Raw genomic sequence first — 16,061 nt, forward strand, 5'->3', positions numbered from 1 at the left:
GCGCCCGTTATGAAATCGTAGGGAATTATCAAGCGAACTATAGGAATGCGCACATTTTTGGGTTCGTCCGATGCCCTGTTTCGGATCAATTGCACACAGACGGTGCTCGCACCGTCCGAATCATCAGGTAACCCGTTCCCACGAATCACCTCACAGAATCCTCTCGTCCCATTCCGGTGCGGTTGCGCACCGGCAGAACGCGTGTGCGCCTCGCTTTGGCCCGCTTCTTGCGTTCGATGCCCGCTTTTTGCGCATCGCAGGATCCCTACCGATGGATAGTCTGAAAACCGGCACCGATACCCTCTTCCTGCTGCTCGGCGCGGCCATGGTGCTCGCGATGCACGCGGGGTTCGCGTTCCTGGAACTGGGCACGGTCCGTAAGAAAAACCAGGTCAACGCGCTCGTGAAAATTCTCGTCGACTTCTCGGTGTCGACCATCGCTTACTTCTTCATCGGCTACACAATCGCCTACGGCGTCCAGTTCTACGGCAGCGCCGAGACGCTTGCCGCGCACAACGGCTACGCGCTCGTGCGCTTCTTCTTCCTGCTGACCTTCGCGGCGGCGATTCCAGCGATCGTCTCGGGCGGTATCGCCGAGCGCTCGAAGTTCAACCCGCAACTGTTCGCGACCTTCGTGCTGGTGGGATTCATCTATCCGTTCTTCGAAGGGATCGTGTGGAACGACCGCTTCGGCATCCAGTCGTGGCTCACGCACGCGCTGGGCGCGCCGTTCCACGACTTCGCGGGCTCGGTGGTGGTACACGCGTTCGGCGGCTGGGTCGCGCTGCCGGCCGTGATGCTGCTCGGCGCGCGGCATGGCCGCTATACGCGCGACGGACGCATCGCCGCGCATCCGCCGTCGAACATTCCGTTTCTCGCGCTCGGCGCGTGGGTGCTGGCCGTCGGCTGGTTCGGCTTCAACGTGATGAGCGCGCAGACCATCGACAAGATCAGCGGCCTCGTCGCCGTCAATTCGCTGATGGCGATGGTCGGCGGCACGCTCACCGCGTGGCTCGCGGGCCGCAACGACCCGGGCTTCACGTACAACGGCCCGCTCGCGGGACTGGTCGCAGTGTGCGCCGGCTCGGACGTGATGCATCCGCTCGGCGCGCTGGTGACGGGCGCCGTCGCGGGCGTGCTGTTCGTCCAGATGTTCACGATCGTCCAGAACCGCTGGCGCATCGACGACGTGCTCGGCGTCTGGCCGCTGCACGGTCTGTGCGGCGCGTGGGGCGGCATCGCGGCGGGCATCTTCGGCCAGCATGCGCTGGGTGGCCTGGGCGGCGTGTCACTCGTCGCGCAGGTGATCGGCACGCTGGGCGGCGTCGTGTTCGCGACGCTGGGCGGCACGATCGTCTACGGCGCGATCCGGATGAGCGTCGGACTGCGGATCGACCAGGAAAACGAGTTCAACGGCGCCGACCTCTCGATCCACAAGATCACGTCGACGCCGGAGCGCGAGACGGTCGGCTGAGCCGCGCGACATCGGGCCGACATTCATTGGCCGCCGAACAGCAGAAGGAAAACGCACGGCGTGCGCCGCATCGCCAGGGGCACAGCGCGGGCCGCATGCGCGCTGACGGCGTCCTCGCTTCTGGTGTAACCTCGCGATGCTGGCGCGCGGCCCGCCCCTTCGGGCCGCTGACCCTTCATACAACGCGCGCGCCGGTGTTAGACTTGCGCGCGCCGGAGATGGCATTCTCCTAAACCGCCCTCGTGGCTGATGATGCCTGCTTCGCCCGGATCACTGCGGACGTTGCAGCCTCACGCCCCGCCGCAGCCGGTTTGTCGACGTTCGGCTTTCCAGGCTTCCCATGTATCTGTCCATTCTTGCCGTCGGCATCGGCGGCGCACTCGGTTCGCTGTTTCGCTGGTTTCTCGGTCTGCGTCTCAACGCGCTCTTTCCCGCGCTGCCGCTCGGCACGCTCGCGGCGAACGTGATCGCCGGCTACATCATCGGCGTCGCGGTCGCCCACTTCGGACGCAATCCGCAGATCGCGCCTGAATGGCGTCTCTTCATCATCACCGGTCTGATGGGCGGGCTGTCGACGTTCTCGACTTTCTCAGCCGAAGTGGTCCAGCACTTGCAACAAGGACGGCTGAACTGGGCCGCTGGCGAGATCGCGATTCACGTGACAGCTTCCGTGATCGCGACCGTGCTCGGCATCGCGACGGTGGCGGTCGTCGCGCGCTGAGCGAAGCACGCTGCCGCGTCGCCGCCAACGGCGATGACAGACATCCGCCCTTCACCAAAAGATCACGGACGATCGCCGCCGCGCACGTTTCGCGCGGCTGTATCATCGGCGTCATATGCGGCGGGCAATGTGATGCCGGACACGCCTGACGTCGGCGACATCGGCGCCGCGTTCGAACGCGTACATACCCACGTCAGCCGGAGACCATGAAGTACAGATATCTATCGCGTCGGTCGTACTACCCGCTGCGGCGCAGCGCGGAGGAACTGTCGTTTGCCTTTTCGGTGCTGCTCACGCAGCCGCTCAGCCGGCGCGAAGCGGCGGTGCGGTTCGAAACGCTGTGGAACGAAGTCAACGATGCGGCACAGTCGTGCGTCGACAGCGACGCCGCGTTTTCGTATATCGCGCTGCTGCACAGGATGGATCGGCGCTGGCGGTTCCTGCCATCGATGAACTAGCAGGCGAGGCGATCGTGTCCTCCGATCAGTCCGGCGACATGCAGACGAGCCCGCCCGCGCGGGCCCCCCGCTCCGCCGAAGCGATCGAAAAAGACTTTCTTGATCTGATGATGTCCGGCATTCCCGCGGATATCGCGCGCGACAAGTTCGAGCGCCTGTGGGACGAGACGAACGCCCTGGCCGCGTCATGGATGATGACGGATCGAGGGCGTCCTTATATTGCGCTGCTCAAGCGCATGCACTCGGCTTTCGCCGGGCACTATCCGCGCGATGCGGGATAGCGGCGGCGCGTGCGGCCGCCGCATGATTACGATTTGGCGGGACGCCCCGTCTTGACCGTTTCGAGTTCCTGCACGGCCGCGATCAGCCGCTTCGCAGGCGAGACGGCGAGCAGGTTCAAACCCGCGCGCAGCAATTCGCTCTTCTTCACGGGGAGCCCCGCATCGAGGCAGCGCTGCTTGAGTTCGGCAATCTTCGCGTAGTCCGACTTCGGCATCGTGAAGCTGTCGCGGACGACTTTTTCCTTTTCCTTCTTCACGCGCGGCTTCTTCTCCGCGGCGGCGGGCGCCGCTTTCGCCTTCGGCGGCTTCGCTGCCTTTGGCGCTTTTGCCGCCGCCCCGGCGGCCCCGACCGTCTGCGCAGGCTTGGCGGCCTTTACCAGCTTGGTCGGCTTGGTCGGCTTGGTCGGCTTCGTATGCTTCGTTGCGCTCGCCGGCTTCGTCGTCCTGGTCGCCTTGGTTGTGTTCGTCGCCTTCGCGGCCTTGCTCTTCGGCGCGGCCTTCGGTGCCTGCGCTTGCGTCGATGCTGCTTCCGGCGCGCTCGCGGCCGCCTTTGCATCCGGCGATGTGTTGTTCGCGTCCGACGCGCGCGACGCCTTCACAGACGGCCTCTTCGCTTCAGCGGACGGTTCCTTCGCGCTCCTCGGGAAGTGGAAGGCCTTCTTCGTGGGTTCCTTGATTCGTGGCGTGCTCATGTCGATTCCTCGTTAACGGTATAAACAGTATATACGGTTTCGAAGGCGCGACTTCCGCCCTCGCGCGCCCGATGCGCAGACGCAACGGACGCTACGATTTGCGCAGCAGCCGCACGGCTTCGCGCTGACGATGCCTGCGCCGTTCGTTCAGATACGCGAGCGCCGCGCTGGCGTCCTGCTCGTCGACGAAAAGACCCGTGTTGTCGCGCAACAGCGCGACGCTTGCGATCACGTCGTTGAGTTCGCCGAAGCACTGCTGCAGTTTCTTCAGGTGCGCGAGCGTGTGTCCGTATCCGTCGTCGAGCATTGGCCCGAAAAACTCGAGCAGATAGCGAACCTTCTTCCCCGCCTTGCGCACATCATGAAGCGCCTCGTAGTCGAAGCGCTTCGCGTGCGACGCGCCGCGCAGCGTCTTGCGCAGCGAGCGTTCAGCGGCGCGCACGCGCTTCGCGGCGAACTTCTGCAGCGCATGTCGTTCCGGCACGGCGTTCAATTCCTTCGACGTGCTCGCAAGCGCATCGCGCAGCGCGTTGTGGATATTGGCATCGATGAGCGTCTTGCGGCTCATCGCGAGCGCCTGCTCGCGTGCTTCGCGCAGACACGCGGGCACGTCGCGGGGAGTGTCCTCGTCGCCGGCGAGCAGTTCGAGGAGGATGTCCCAGTCGCGCGTTCGGCCCGCCGCGTCAGCCAGATTGCGATACAGCGCGCGCTGCCGTGCGTTTTCTTCCTTGTCGAGCAGCGGCCGGTACGCCCACCACAGCGAGCGCAAGCGCCGCAGCGCGACGCGCAGCTGATGCAGGGATTCGGGAGAAGCGCCGGCGTGGATGGAGTCGACGCGCGCGAGCGCTTCGTCGATGAGGGGTGTCGCCAGCGCGGAGAACGTCGACTCGGCATGTGGCTCTTCGCCCGGCACCGCGACGTCGTGGACGCGATCGTCGTGTTTCATGTGGCCTCGTATCGGGAGCGACAACAAGATGACTTGTGATGCATCCACCGATGCAAATAACATCATACGCCTTCGATATCGCGTCAAAAGCAACGCGTTACCGGGAGCTGCAACCAGGCGCGCCGCGACAGATCGCGCTTCATGAGCCATCGACGCGTGACGTCGCCAGTCTGCGTAGAACATGCCGTCGCTGGCCGCAGGCTACCGTCGATAGCGTTGCGTGCGCGGTCGGCGATGTAACGCGACGCGCGTGAGTCTGTCAGCTTGACACTGGCGCTTGAAGTTTTTGCAGCCGCCACATTCGACCCGCACCGATGTGCGCCGTCGACGGCGGCTTCGAGTTTGGTGCCGCCGCGTTCGTGACAATGCACGCGCGCCCACATTCGTCCTCATGTGAAAAGCGCTCGCGGGCACGCCGGATGCGCATCGCATCCCGTGGACTTTTCCAGGGAGGAAATCATGACCACGCTAGACCCGAAAATGAACCCGGCGCAAGCCGGCGCAGGCATCGTCGGCGGTGGAGTCGGCGAAGGTCCGGGGCCTGAAGTGATGGCCGCGGCCACGCTGGATGGCAACAAAGTCGTCTCGTCGGATGGCGAACACGTCGGCAAGATTTCGGACATCATGCTCGACGTGCGCAGCGGACGCATCGCGTACGCGGTGCTGTCGGAAGGCGGTTTCCTCGGCATGGGCAGCAATCTGCACGCAATCCCGTGGAGCGCGCTGACGCTCGATACGGACCAGAAAGTTTTCCGCGTCGACATCACCGCGCAGCGGATCAAGGACGAACCGGGCTTCGACAAGGACCACTGGCCGTCGATGGCCGACGAAACCTGGGGCACGCAGATGCACAAGTACTACAACCGCGATCCGTACTGGACCACGACCTCGGTCGATCCGACGGCGACGCGCGACCCCGGGCTCTGACACGCGCTCCCGGGTAGCGCGGCTTGACGGGCGCTGACGCCCTGCCGGCGGCAGTCGAGCAGACTGCCGCCGCGTCGTTTACGGATGCGCGCCATGACGGCAACTCGCATCCAACGTATATTGCGAGCAAACGACAACCGACCGGCCGGACAAAAAAAAGGCGCCATGTTGCCATGGCGCCTTCAAAAAGTTCTAGCCATTCCGAGGGCCGTGCTAGAACCTGAGAGACGGTACTGAAGAAATTCTGGCTTCGAAGGTCGCTGCGAAGCGAGCCGAACCGGGCCGACGCCGACACGCGCACTGGTTGCACGCGCAATGATGTATGGGCGATGTGCGCGCGTGCCCACCTTTTCCGGTTTCGAAATATAGTTCCATTTTTTATGGTAATGCTGACTAAGTCAAGCAAAATTTAAACGGCTCGACAGGCCTGCATCTTACAATCCGATACAATGAATGGTCGTACGAAAAAAGGACTTAGGCCTTGCTGAGAGAAGGCTGAGCGCGACCTGGAAGCATCTGACTCTCCGCGCGCGTTCAACTATAGTGAAATAACGTTTCATAAAAACCACATGAACCAGTCATCGACGCGTGCGTCCGCCACCGATCCGTTGAAGGAAAAAGATGGCTCCGGCGACGAGGTCACAGCGCTCGCGCGCGGCCTGACCGTGCTCCGGCGCATTGCCGCCGCCGACGCGCCGCTCTCCAATCGCGAGCTGACGGAACTGACGGGCATTCCGAAGCCGACCGTCTCGCGGATCACCGCGACGCTCGTCAGCGCAGGTTTTCTGTTTCGCCTGCCCGACAGCGAGCGCTTCGTGCTCACGTCGTCGGTGCTCGAACTAAGCAATGGTTTCCTGCGCAACTTCGATATCCGCGCGCGCTCGCGGCCCTTCCTGATCGAACTGGCTGAACGCACGTCGCTATCGGTGCATCTCGCCGTGCGCGACCGGCTCGACATGGTCGTCATCGATGCGATCAAGCCGCGCTCCGCCGTGCTGGTGTCGCGCCTCGAGGTCGGCTCGCGGATGGACCTGAGCCGCACGGCCGTCGGCCGCGCGTATCTCGCCGCGCTCTCCGAAACGGATCGCCAAGGTCTGCTGACAGGCCTGCAGGCCGCGGCCGGCGACGAGTGGGGGCACATCAGCAGCCGCCTCGACGCGGCGCTACAGGAAACGGCCGCCCAGGGCTTCGCGATCGCGACGGGCGAATGGTATGAGGGGCTCAACGCGATCGCAGCCGGCTTCATCGGACCGTCGGGCGAGCGCTACGCGGTCAATTGCGGCGGCTCCGCGCATCAGTGCCCACGCGACTGGCTCGTGTCGCGCGCGGCGCCCATGCTGCTCGAAACGATCGAAAAGATCGTCCACGAAATCGGCGGCACGCCGGGCCGCCGTCTCGACGATTGAGCTTCGCGCGGCGCGAGACGTCGACTTGCGCCTGCATCGACTCGCCCCGCCCTCCCCGCCGATGCACCCGTCGCTGCGCTGCGTTGCGCGACATTCGGCTACGCCAGGCTTTCAATTTACCGAACCGTATGTAACGGTCGTAATCCGCCGAAAAATACGCCGCTGGACTGTAACTCGGCCGGGGACGTAGCATCATGCTTTCCCGCGCGCCGACGCTCGGTGCGGCCGGTTTCGGCGCGGCCGGCCACGATGCCTGTCATGTGCAACGCGACGCGCATCGGCAACGGCCAGCCCAGTCGAAGCGGCCATCGGACCGGCCATTCGTTGCAGCAGCGCAAGCGCTGCCGCGGCAACGCGACGTCGGACGCACTGCGGGCAAAAGCACGGCCATCAGGGAGGAGCCGTCAATCATGTCGACAACGCGTCGGGCCGCGAGCGCGGCTGCCGTCATCGTCACGCCATGGTCATCTCGATGAGCCACGCATCGCGTAGCATCGCGCAGACACACGCAAGCACCACCGCAAACACAAGCGCGAGCGCAACGGCCCGCGCGCGGCAAGCGGGGGTTCTCGCGCCGCGCATCGCACGTTTGCTTCAATTCACGCCAGCCATTTGATCGAACCGATGGACGAACAAAAAAATCAGCCAGAATCTTCACGCAACGCCGGTCCGTCCAGCCCTCCTCCCGGACACGAACCCGGACCCGGCGCCGTCAAGCGGCATCGCGGCCGCACGATCGCGCTGATCGCCGCCGTCGTGATCGTCGCGGCGATCGTGCTGGCGCGCTGGCATCCGTGGAACAGGAGCGACGCCGGCGCGAGCGCGGCAGCGGGCGCGAGCGGCGCGCAGGCGGCGCGCGGCGGACGCCGGGGCGGCGGCGCGGCAGGCGCGAACCAGGCGCAGCCCGTCCACGTGGCCGCTGTCGCGCAAGGCGAAATGCCCGTCGTGCTGAACGCGCTCGGCACTGTCACGCCGCTTGCGAACGTCACGGTGCGCACGCAACTGTCGGGCACGTTGCAGACCGTCGCGTTCCAGGAAGGCCAGATGGTCAAGCAAGGCGATCTGCTCGCACAGGTCGATCCGCGCCCGTATCAGATCAGTCTCGCCAACGCTGAAGGGACGCTTGCCAAGGACATGGCGCTCCTGCAAACCGCCCGCATCGACCTGAAGCGCTATCAGACGCTGCTGTCGCAAGACTCGATCGCGAGCCAGCAGGTCGATACGCAGGCGTCGCTCGTGAGGCAGTACGAAGGCCAGGTCAAGTCCGACCAGGCGAACATCGACACCTTCAAGCTCGATCTCGTCTATGCGCGCATCACGGCGCCCGTGTCGGGGCGCGTCGGCCTGCGCCAGGTCGATCCCGGCAACTACGTGACGCCGGGCGATACGAACGGCGTCGTCGTCATCACGCAACTGCAGCCGATCAGCGTGATTTTCACGACCTCGGAAGACAATTTGCCTTCCATCCTCAAGCAGTTGCACGCAGGCACGAAGATGTCGGTGACGGCGTACGACCGCAGCAATACGACGTCGCTCGAAGCGGGCTATCTCGAAACCGTCGACAACCAGATCGACACGACGACGGGCACCGTGAAGCTGCGCGCGACGTTCCAGAACAACGAAGGCCTGCTGTTTCCGAACCAGTTCGTCAATACGCGGCTGCTCGTCAACGTGGTGAAGAACGCCATCATCGTGCCGACGTCGGCCGTGCTCAACGGCTCGATGGGGTCGTTCGTCTATGTCGTGAAGCCGGACAACACAGTGACGGTGCGCCCCGTGAAGGTCGGTCCCGTCGACGGCGAGCACACCAGCATCGCGTCGGGCCTGCAAGTCGGCGAGCGCGTCGTGACGGATGGCTCGGACCGCCTGAAGGAAGGCGCGAAGATCACCATTCCGGCCGATCGTCCGCGTGGCGCATCGGGCGCCTCCGATGCTCAGGGCGCATCGGCTGCCCGCGCCGGATCGGGCGCATCGGGTGCAGCGGCCGCATCGGGTGCAGCCGGCGCATCGGGCGCGCATCGTCACCGGCACGCGTCGCAGACGTCGGCGGAATAAGGTACTGGCTTCCGCATGAATCCATCCCGCGCCTTTATCCTGCGCCCGGTCGGCACCGCCCTTCTGATGGCGGCGATCCTGCTGGTCGGTCTCGTCGCGCTGCGCTTTCTGCCGCTGTCCGCGCTGCCCGAAGTCGATTACCCGACCATCCAGGTGCAGACGTTCTATCCGGGCGCGAGCCCCGACGTGATGACGTCGTCGGTGACGGCGCCGCTCGAGCGCCAGTTCGGGCAGATGCCGTCGCTGAACCAGATGTCGTCGCAAAGCTCGGCGGGCTCGTCGATCATCACGCTGCAGTTCAGTCTCGACCTGCCCCTCGACATCGCCGAGCAGGAGGTCCAGGCCGCGATCAACGCGGCGGGCAACCTGCTGCCGTCGGACCTGCCCGCGCCCCCGATCTACGCGAAGGTCAATCCCGCCGACGCGCCCATCATCACGCTCGCGATCACGTCGAAGTCGATGCCCCTCACGCAGGTTCAGGACATCGCCGATACGCGCCTCGCGCAGAAGATCTCGCAGGTCGCGGGCGTCGGCCTCGTGAGCCTGTCGGGCGGCCAGCGACCCGCCGTGCGCATCCAGGCGAACCCGCGCGCGCTCGCGTCGTATGGCCTCAATCTCGACGATCTGCGCACGACGATCTCGAACCTCAACGTCAACACGCCGAAGGGCAACTTCGACGGCCCGACGCGCGCGTACACGATCAACGCGAACGACCAGCTGACGGACGCCGACGCGTACAAGAGCGCCGTAGTCGCGTACAAGAACGGCCGCCCCGTGATGCTGACGGACGTCGCGAGCATCGTCTCCGGCGCGGAGAACACGAAGCTCGGCGCATGGGTGGACAACACGCCCGCGATCATCCTGAACGTGCAGCGCCAGCCGGGCGCGAACGTGATCCAGACAGTCGACAGCATCAAGAAGCTGCTGCCCACGCTCCAGCAGTCGCTGCCCGCCGCGCTCGACGTGCAGATCGTCACCGACCGCACCACGACGATCCGCGCGTCCGTGCGCGACGTGCAGTTCGAGCTGCTGATGTCGGTCGTGCTGGTCGTGCTGGTGATGTATCTGTTCCTCGCGAACATCTACGCGACGATCATCCCGAGCCTCTCCGTGCCGCTTTCGCTGATCGGCACGCTCGCCGTGATGTACCTGTGCGGCTTCTCGCTCGACAACCTCTCGCTGATGGCGCTGACCATCGCGACAGGCTTCGTCGTCGACGACGCGATCGTGATGATCGAGAACATCGCGCGCTACGTCGAGGAAGGCGACGCGCCTCTCGAAGCCGCGCTGAAGGGCTCGAAGCAGATCGGCTTCACGATCATCTCGCTGACGGTCTCGCTGATCGCCGTGCTGATTCCGCTGCTTTTCATGGGCGACGTGGTCGGGCGCCTGTTCCACGAGTTCGCGATCACGCTCGCCGTGACGATCGTGATTTCCGCCGTCGTGTCGCTCACGCTCGTCCCCATGATGTGCGCGAAGCTGCTGCGCCACACGCCGCCCAAGGAAAGCCACCGCTTCGAAGCGAAGGCGCACGCGGCGATCGACTGGATCATCGCGCGCTATGCCGTCGCGCTGGAATGGGTGCTGAACCGGCGCCGCTCGACGCTCGTCGTCGCCGTGCTGACGCTGGTGCTCACGGGCGTGCTGTACGTGTTCATTCCGAAGGGCTTCTTTCCGGTGCAGGACACGGGCGTGATCCAGGCGATCACGCAGGCGCCGCAGTCGGTGTCGTACGCGTCGATGGCCGAGCGCCAGCAGCAACTCGCCACCGAGATCCTGAAAAATCCGAACGTCGAGAGCCTGACATCGTTTATCGGCGTGGACGGCAGCAACATCACGCTGAACAGCGGCCGCATGCTGATCAACCTGAAGCCGCGCGACGACCGCGACGCAACGGCGAGCCAGGTGATCCGCCAGTTGCAGCGCGACACGTCGCACATTCCGGGCGCGACGCTCTACATGCAGCCGGTGCAGGATCTGACCATCGATTCGACGGTGAGCCCGACGCAGTATCAGTTCATGCTGACCGATCCGAACATCGAAGAATTCTCGACATGGGTGCCCAAGCTGATGGAGCGGCTACAGCAGTCGCCCGAACTCGTCGACGTGGCCACCGATCTGCAGAACAACGGCCAGTCGGTCTACGTGGAAATCGACCGCGCGTCGGCGGCGCGCTACGGCATCACGCCCGCGACCGTCGACAACGCGCTCTACGACGCGTTCGGCCAGCGCATCATCTCGACGATCTTCACGCAGTCGAACCAGTACCGCGTGATTCTCGAAGCGCAGCCGCAGATGCAGCACTACACGGAGTCGCTGAACTCGATCTACCTGCCATCGTCGACGTCGACGGGCGGCCAGGTGCCGTTGGCGTCCATCGCGAGCTTTCACGAGAAGCCCTCGCCGCTGCTCGTCACGCATCTGAGCCAGTTCCCGGCCACGACCGTGTCGTTCAATCTGGCGCCGGGCGCGTCGCTCGGCGCGGCCGTGAAAGCGATCGAACAGGCGGAAAAGGATATCGGCCTGCCCGCGTCGTTCCAGACGCGCTTCCAGGGCGCGGCGCTCGCATTTCAGGCGTCGCTTTCGAACGAGCTGTTCCTGATTCTCGCCGCCGTCGTCACGATGTATATCGTGCTCGGCGTGCTGTACGAGAGCTTCGTGCATCCCGTCACGATCCTGTCGACGCTGCCGTCGGCGGGCGTCGGCGCGCTGCTGGCGCTGCTGCTCACGGGTCACGACCTGGACATCATCGGCATCATCGGCATCGTGCTGCTGATCGGCATCGTGAAGAAGAACGCGATCATGATGATCGACTTCGCGCTCGAAGCCGAGCGCGTGCACGGCAAGCCGCCGCGCGAAGCGATCTATCAGGCGTGCCTGTTGCGCTTCCGCCCGATCCTGATGACGACGATGGCGGCGCTGCTCGGCGCGCTGCCGCTGATGCTCGGCGCGGGCGCGGGCTCGGAGTTGCGCCGGCCGCTCGGTATCGCGATTGCGGGCGGCCTGATCGTCAGCCAGTTGCTGACGCTCTTCACGACGCCCGTGATCTATCTCGGCTTCGATTCGATCGCGCGGCGCCTGCGCGCGCGCTTTCATCGTGACGGCCATCCCGCGCCGCCCGTCACCGACGCCGACGCCTGAATGAAGAGGCCGAAACGATGAACCTGTCGCGCCCTTTCATCCAGCGCCCCGTCGCCACGACGTTGCTCGCGATCGGCATTGCGCTGTCAGGCCTGTTCGCGTTCGCGAGGCTGCCCGTCGCGCCGTTGCCGCAAGTCGATTTCCCGACCATCTCGATTCAGGCGAGCCTGCCGGGCGCGAGCCCGGAGACGGTCGCGACGAGCGTGGCGAGTCCGCTCGAACGGCATCTCGGGTCGATTGCCGACGTCACCGAAATGACGTCGACGAGCTCCGTCGGCTCGGCGCGCATCACGATGCAGTTCGGCCTGAACCGCAACATCGACGGCGCCGCGCGCGACGTGCAGGCGGCCATCAACGCGGCGCGCGCCGACCTGCCCACGAGCCTCCGGCAGAACCCGACCTATCACAAGGTCAATCCCGCCGACGCGCCCATCCTGATTCTCGCGCTCACGTCGAAGACGATGACGGCGGGCCAGCTATACGACTCGGCCGCGACGGTGCTGCAACAATCGCTGTCGCAAGTGGACGGCGTCGGCGAAGTGGACGTGAGCGGCTCGGCGAACCCGGCCGTGCGCGTCGAGCTCGAGCCGCAAGCGCTCTTTCACTACGGCATCGGTCTCGAAGACGTGCGCGCGGCGCTCGCGTCGGCGAATGCGAACAGCCCGAAAGGCTCGATCGAATTCGGCCCGAACCACGTGCAGCTCTACACGAACGACCAGGCGAAGCAGGCTTCGCAGTACAAGGACCTGGTCATTGCGTATCGCGACGGCGCGGCCGTGCATCTGTCCGATGTCGCCGAAGTCGTCGATTCCGTCGAGGACCTGCGCAATCTCGGCCTGATGAACAACGAGCGCTCGGTGCTCGTCATCCTGTACCGGCAGCCCGGCGCGAACATCATCGAGACGATCGACCGCGTGAAGGCGATGATCCCGCAATTGCAGGCTTCGCTGCCCGCCGCCGCCCAGATCACGCCGACGGCCGACCGCTCGACGACGATCCGTGCGTCGCTGAAGGACACCGAGCACACGCTGATGATCGCCGTCGCGCTCGTCGTGATGGTCGTCTTCCTGTTCCTGCGCAACTGGCGCGCGACGCTGATTCCGAGCGTGGCGGTGCCGATTTCGATCGTCGGCACGTTCGCGGCGATGTACCTGCTCGGGTTTTCAATCGACAACCTGTCGCTGATGGCGTTGACCATCGCGACAGGCTTCGTCGTCGACGACGCGATCGTCGTGCTCGAAAACATCACGCGCCATATCGAGAGCGGCATGCCGCGCATGAAAGCCGCGTTCATCGGCGCGCGCGAAGTCGGCTTCACGGTGATGTCGATCAGCATCTCCCTCGTCGCCGTGTTCCTGCCGATCCTGCTGATGGGCGGCATCGTCGGGCGGCTGTTCCGCGAGTTCGCGCTAACGCTGTCGCTTGCGATCGGCGTGTCGCTGATCGTATCGCTGACGCTCACGCCGATGATGTGCTCGCGCCTGCTCTTCGAGCCGCACGAGAAGCGGGAAGAAGGCCGTTTCGCGCGCTGGCTCGAACGCGGCTTCGACGCGATGCAGCGCGGCTACGCGCGCACGCTCGGCTGGTCGCTGCGTCATCCGCTGCTGATCCTGATGGTGCTGTTCATCACGATCGCGCTGAACATCGCGCTCTACATCATCGTGCCGAAGGGCTTTTTCCCGCAGCAGGACACGGGGCGCCTGATCGGCGGCATCCAGGCCGACCAGGCGACGTCCTTCCAGGCGATGAAGGTGAAGTTCTCCGAGATGATGCGCATCGTGCAGGCGAATCCCGCCGTCGACAGCGTAGTCGGCTTCACGGGCGGACGGCAGACCAACTCGGGCTTCATGTTCGTGTCGCTCAAGCCGAAGACGGAGCGCAAGATTTCCGCCGATCAGGTGATCCAGCAATTGCGCGGACCGCTGTCGGGCGTCGCGGGCGCGCGCACGTTCCTGCAGGCGGTGCAGGACATCCGCGTCGGCGGCCGGCAGTCGAATGCGCAGTATCAGTTCACGCTGCTCTCCGATACCACGGCGGACCTGTACATATGGGCGCCGCGTCTCACGGAAGCGCTGCAAAAGCGGCCCGAGCTCACCGACGTCAATTCGGACCAGCAGCAAGCCGGTCTTGAATCGATGGTGACGATCGACCGCCAGACGGCGGCGCGCCTCAACATCAAGCCCGCGCAGATCGACAACACGCTGTACGACGCGTTCGGCCAGCGCCAGGTCTCGACGATCTACAACCCGCTGAACCAGTATCACGTCGTGATGGAAGTCGCGCCGAAGTATTGGCAGAGCCCCGACATGCTGAACCAGGTGTGGGTCAGTACGTCGGGCGGCAGCGCGAGCGGCTCGCAGTCCACTAACGCGACGGCGGGCACGGTCACGTCGGCCACGACGGCAACGACGCGTTCGCCGGCGGGCGGCACGGCGGGCACGGCGGCGTCGAGCGCGGCCGCCATCGCCGCTGACTCCGCGCGCAATCTGGCGAACAACTCGATTGCGGCGAGCGGCAAGTCGAGCGCGTCGACGGGCGCCGCCGTGTCGACCTCGAAGGAAACGATGATTCCGCTTTCCGCGATCGCCCGCTTCGGCCCCGGCAACACACCGCTCGCGGTGAATCACCAGAGCCAGTTCGTCGCGTCGACGATCTCGTTCAACCTGCCGCCCGGCAAATCGCTCTCGCAGGCCACGCAGATCATCTATCAGACGATGGCCGAGATCGGCATGCCGGCGACGATCCACGGCAGCTTCCAGGGCACCGCGCAGGCGTTCCAGCAATCGATGTCCGACCAGCCGATCCTGATCCTCGCGGCACTCGCGGCCGTCTATATCGTGCTCGGCATCCTGTACGAGAGCTACATCCACCCGCTGACCATTCTGTCGACGCTGCCGTCGGCGGGTGTCGGCGCGCTGCTCGCGCTGCTGCTCTTCAACACGGAGTTCAGCATCATCGCGCTGATCGGGGTGATCCTGCTGATCGGCATCGTGAAGAAGAACGCGATCATGATGGTGGACTTCGCAATCGACGCGTCGCGGCAAGGGCTGTCGTCGCGCGATGCGATCGAGCAGGCGTGCCTGTTGCGCTTCCGCCCGATCATGATGACGACCTGCGCGGCTCTGCTCGGCGCGCTGCCGCTCGCGTTCGGGCGCGGCGAAGGCGCGGAGCTGCGCGCGCCGCTGGGTCTGGCGATCGTCGGCGGGCTGATCGTGAGCCAGATGCTCACGCTCTATACGACGCCCGTCGTCTATCTGTACATGGACCGCCTGCGCGTGCGCTGGGAGGCGCGCAAGAACAAAGGGGCGCAGGCGGCTGCTTCGGGGAGCTGAGCCCGTTCGTCCGGCTCGCTGTGCGCGGCGGCTCGCGTTGTGGTTTCATTGCCGGGTCGCTGGCCTCCGCCGCGCATCATGCGGAGGCCAGCGTTCAGCGAACCATCCAGCTAACCACTCCGACTAGCCACAAGCCTCGCTTCTCAAAGCTTCTGCGCCATCGCCAGCAAGAAAATGCGCGTCCACTGACGCGCCTCGCGCTCCGACGTCATCGGCAAGCGCCATTCGGGATGCGCCGCATCCTTCACATCGAGCTTGACCTGCCAGCGCTCGCCATCGCGCACCGGCTGCGCGTGTCGAAGGTCCGCGAAAATGTACGAGCCGCGCGTGCCGCTCACGCGCACGTCGCAAAGCCGCTTGCCCGCCGCGAGCCGCACGTCGCCCCATTCGCCTTTGAGCCCGTGCGTCCAGTCGCCATCGCGGATATTGGCCGCGACTTCCTTGCGGCGGCGCCACCACCATGCGAGCGCCGCGAGCAGCAGCGCGACGACGAGCACCGCGACACCGACCGCCACGCCCAGCCCGAACTGCGCCGACAGCGTGTGAAACGCCTGCACGGCGCCATAGATCAGCGCGGCCAGTACGAGCAGTCCGACGGCAATGGGCATCGCGTATCGGCGATCAGAAG

12 protein-coding genes and 1 riboswitch are annotated in these 16,061 nt (G+C 65.2%); of the genes, 9 read left to right on the forward strand and 3 right to left on the reverse strand.

Annotation, left to right across the window (positions count from 1 at the left end; translation table 11 throughout):
* The first annotated feature begins 271 nt into the window (after window positions 1-271).
* The 4 genes from AABE10_RS18935 to AABE10_RS18950 all read left to right on the forward strand — a co-directional run bounded on the left by AABE10_RS18935 (window position 272) and on the right by AABE10_RS18950 (window position 2,934).
* Window positions 272-1,474, forward strand: coding sequence for an ammonium transporter (locus tag AABE10_RS18935; RefSeq protein WP_342934779.1), 1,203 nt, complete (start codon window positions 272-274; stop codon window positions 1,472-1,474).
* Between the two features lie 205 nt (window positions 1,475-1,679).
* A riboswitch (Fluoride riboswitch) is annotated at window positions 1,680-1,740 on the forward strand.
* 74 nt (window positions 1,741-1,814) lie between these two features.
* Complete coding sequence (crcB, locus tag AABE10_RS18940; protein WP_342934780.1) at window positions 1,815-2,195, forward strand: fluoride efflux transporter CrcB; 381 nt, start codon at window positions 1,815-1,817, stop codon at window positions 2,193-2,195.
* Window positions 2,196-2,401: 206 nt separating this feature from the next.
* On the forward strand, window positions 2,402-2,653 hold the full coding sequence (locus tag AABE10_RS18945; protein ID WP_342934781.1) for a hypothetical protein: 252 nt from the start codon (window positions 2,402-2,404) through the stop codon (window positions 2,651-2,653).
* A 14-nt stretch (window positions 2,654-2,667) separates the two neighbouring features.
* The gene (locus AABE10_RS18950; RefSeq protein ID WP_342934782.1) at window positions 2,668-2,934 is read left to right on the forward strand and encodes a hypothetical protein; all 267 of its coding nucleotides are present in this window, start codon (window positions 2,668-2,670) and stop codon (window positions 2,932-2,934) included.
* Between the two features lie 26 nt (window positions 2,935-2,960).
* On the opposite strand, the gene AABE10_RS18955 is transcribed toward AABE10_RS18950, so the two are convergent.
* Together AABE10_RS18955 and AABE10_RS18960 are read right to left on the reverse strand one after the other, a co-directional pair.
* Window positions 2,961-3,626: a hypothetical protein gene (locus AABE10_RS18955; protein WP_342934783.1), complete on the reverse strand. Its 666-nt coding sequence runs from the start codon at window positions 3,624-3,626 to the stop codon at window positions 2,961-2,963.
* A 91-nt stretch (window positions 3,627-3,717) separates the two neighbouring features.
* Entirely contained in the window at window positions 3,718-4,572 is an 855-nt protein-coding gene (locus tag AABE10_RS18960) for a CHAD domain-containing protein (protein ID WP_342934784.1), read from the reverse strand.
* Between the two features lie 459 nt (window positions 4,573-5,031).
* Between AABE10_RS18960 and AABE10_RS18965 the strand changes: the two genes are divergently transcribed.
* The 5 genes from AABE10_RS18965 to AABE10_RS18985 all read left to right on the forward strand — a co-directional run bounded on the left by AABE10_RS18965 (window position 5,032) and on the right by AABE10_RS18985 (window position 15,433).
* Window positions 5,032-5,499 carry a PRC-barrel domain-containing protein gene (locus AABE10_RS18965; protein WP_342934785.1) on the forward strand — a complete coding sequence of 156 codons (468 nt, stop codon included), beginning with the start codon at window positions 5,032-5,034 and terminating at the stop codon, window positions 5,497-5,499.
* A 569-nt stretch (window positions 5,500-6,068) separates the two neighbouring features.
* Entirely contained in the window at window positions 6,069-6,905 is an 837-nt protein-coding gene (locus AABE10_RS18970) for an IclR family transcriptional regulator (protein ID WP_342934786.1), read from the forward strand.
* Between the two features lie 624 nt (window positions 6,906-7,529).
* On the forward strand, window positions 7,530-8,960 hold the full coding sequence (locus AABE10_RS18975; protein ID WP_342934787.1) for an MdtA/MuxA family multidrug efflux RND transporter periplasmic adaptor subunit: 1,431 nt from the start codon (window positions 7,530-7,532) through the stop codon (window positions 8,958-8,960).
* 15 nt (window positions 8,961-8,975) lie between these two features.
* On the forward strand, window positions 8,976-12,101 hold the full coding sequence (locus tag AABE10_RS18980; RefSeq protein WP_342934788.1) for an MdtB/MuxB family multidrug efflux RND transporter permease subunit: 3,126 nt from the start codon (window positions 8,976-8,978) through the stop codon (window positions 12,099-12,101).
* A gap of 17 nt (window positions 12,102-12,118) precedes the next feature.
* Window positions 12,119-15,433: an efflux RND transporter permease subunit gene (locus AABE10_RS18985; protein ID WP_342934789.1), complete on the forward strand. Its 3,315-nt coding sequence runs from the start codon at window positions 12,119-12,121 to the stop codon at window positions 15,431-15,433.
* Window positions 15,434-15,576: 143 nt separating this feature from the next.
* On the opposite strand, the gene AABE10_RS18990 is transcribed toward AABE10_RS18985, so the two are convergent.
* Complete coding sequence (locus AABE10_RS18990; RefSeq protein WP_342934790.1) at window positions 15,577-16,041, reverse strand: hypothetical protein; 465 nt, start codon at window positions 16,039-16,041, stop codon at window positions 15,577-15,579.
* Window positions 16,042-16,061: the final 20 nt, after the last annotated feature.

It is taken from the genome of Paraburkholderia diazotrophica (assembly GCF_038900755.1).
Lineage (GTDB): Bacteria > Pseudomonadota > Gammaproteobacteria > Burkholderiales > Burkholderiaceae > Paraburkholderia > Paraburkholderia diazotrophica_A.

What these genes read in the sequence shown, in the direction of transcription:
- AABE10_RS18980 (WP_342934788.1), top strand. Translation starts at nt 8,976, where the DNA reads ATGAATCCATCCCGCGCCTTTATCCTGCGCCCGGTCGGCACCGCCCTT.
- AABE10_RS18945 (WP_342934781.1), top strand. Translation starts at nt 2,402, where the DNA reads ATGAAGTACAGATATCTATCGCGTCGGTCGTACTACCCGCTGCGGCGC.
- AABE10_RS18990 (WP_342934790.1), bottom strand. Translation starts at nt 16,041, where the DNA reads ATGCCCATTGCCGTCGGACTGCTCGTACTGGCCGCGCTGATCTATGGC.
- AABE10_RS18970 (WP_342934786.1), top strand. Translation starts at nt 6,069, where the DNA reads ATGAACCAGTCATCGACGCGTGCGTCCGCCACCGATCCGTTGAAGGAA.
- AABE10_RS18955 (WP_342934783.1), bottom strand. Translation starts at nt 3,626, where the DNA reads ATGAGCACGCCACGAATCAAGGAACCCACGAAGAAGGCCTTCCACTTC.
- AABE10_RS18960 (WP_342934784.1), bottom strand. Translation starts at nt 4,572, where the DNA reads ATGAAACACGACGATCGCGTCCACGACGTCGCGGTGCCGGGCGAAGAG.
- AABE10_RS18965 (WP_342934785.1), top strand. Translation starts at nt 5,032, where the DNA reads ATGACCACGCTAGACCCGAAAATGAACCCGGCGCAAGCCGGCGCAGGC.
- AABE10_RS18985 (WP_342934789.1), top strand. Translation starts at nt 12,119, where the DNA reads ATGAACCTGTCGCGCCCTTTCATCCAGCGCCCCGTCGCCACGACGTTG.
- AABE10_RS18935 (WP_342934779.1), top strand. Translation starts at nt 272, where the DNA reads ATGGATAGTCTGAAAACCGGCACCGATACCCTCTTCCTGCTGCTCGGC.
- AABE10_RS18975 (WP_342934787.1), top strand. Translation starts at nt 7,530, where the DNA reads ATGGACGAACAAAAAAATCAGCCAGAATCTTCACGCAACGCCGGTCCG.
- crcB (WP_342934780.1), top strand. Translation starts at nt 1,815, where the DNA reads ATGTATCTGTCCATTCTTGCCGTCGGCATCGGCGGCGCACTCGGTTCG.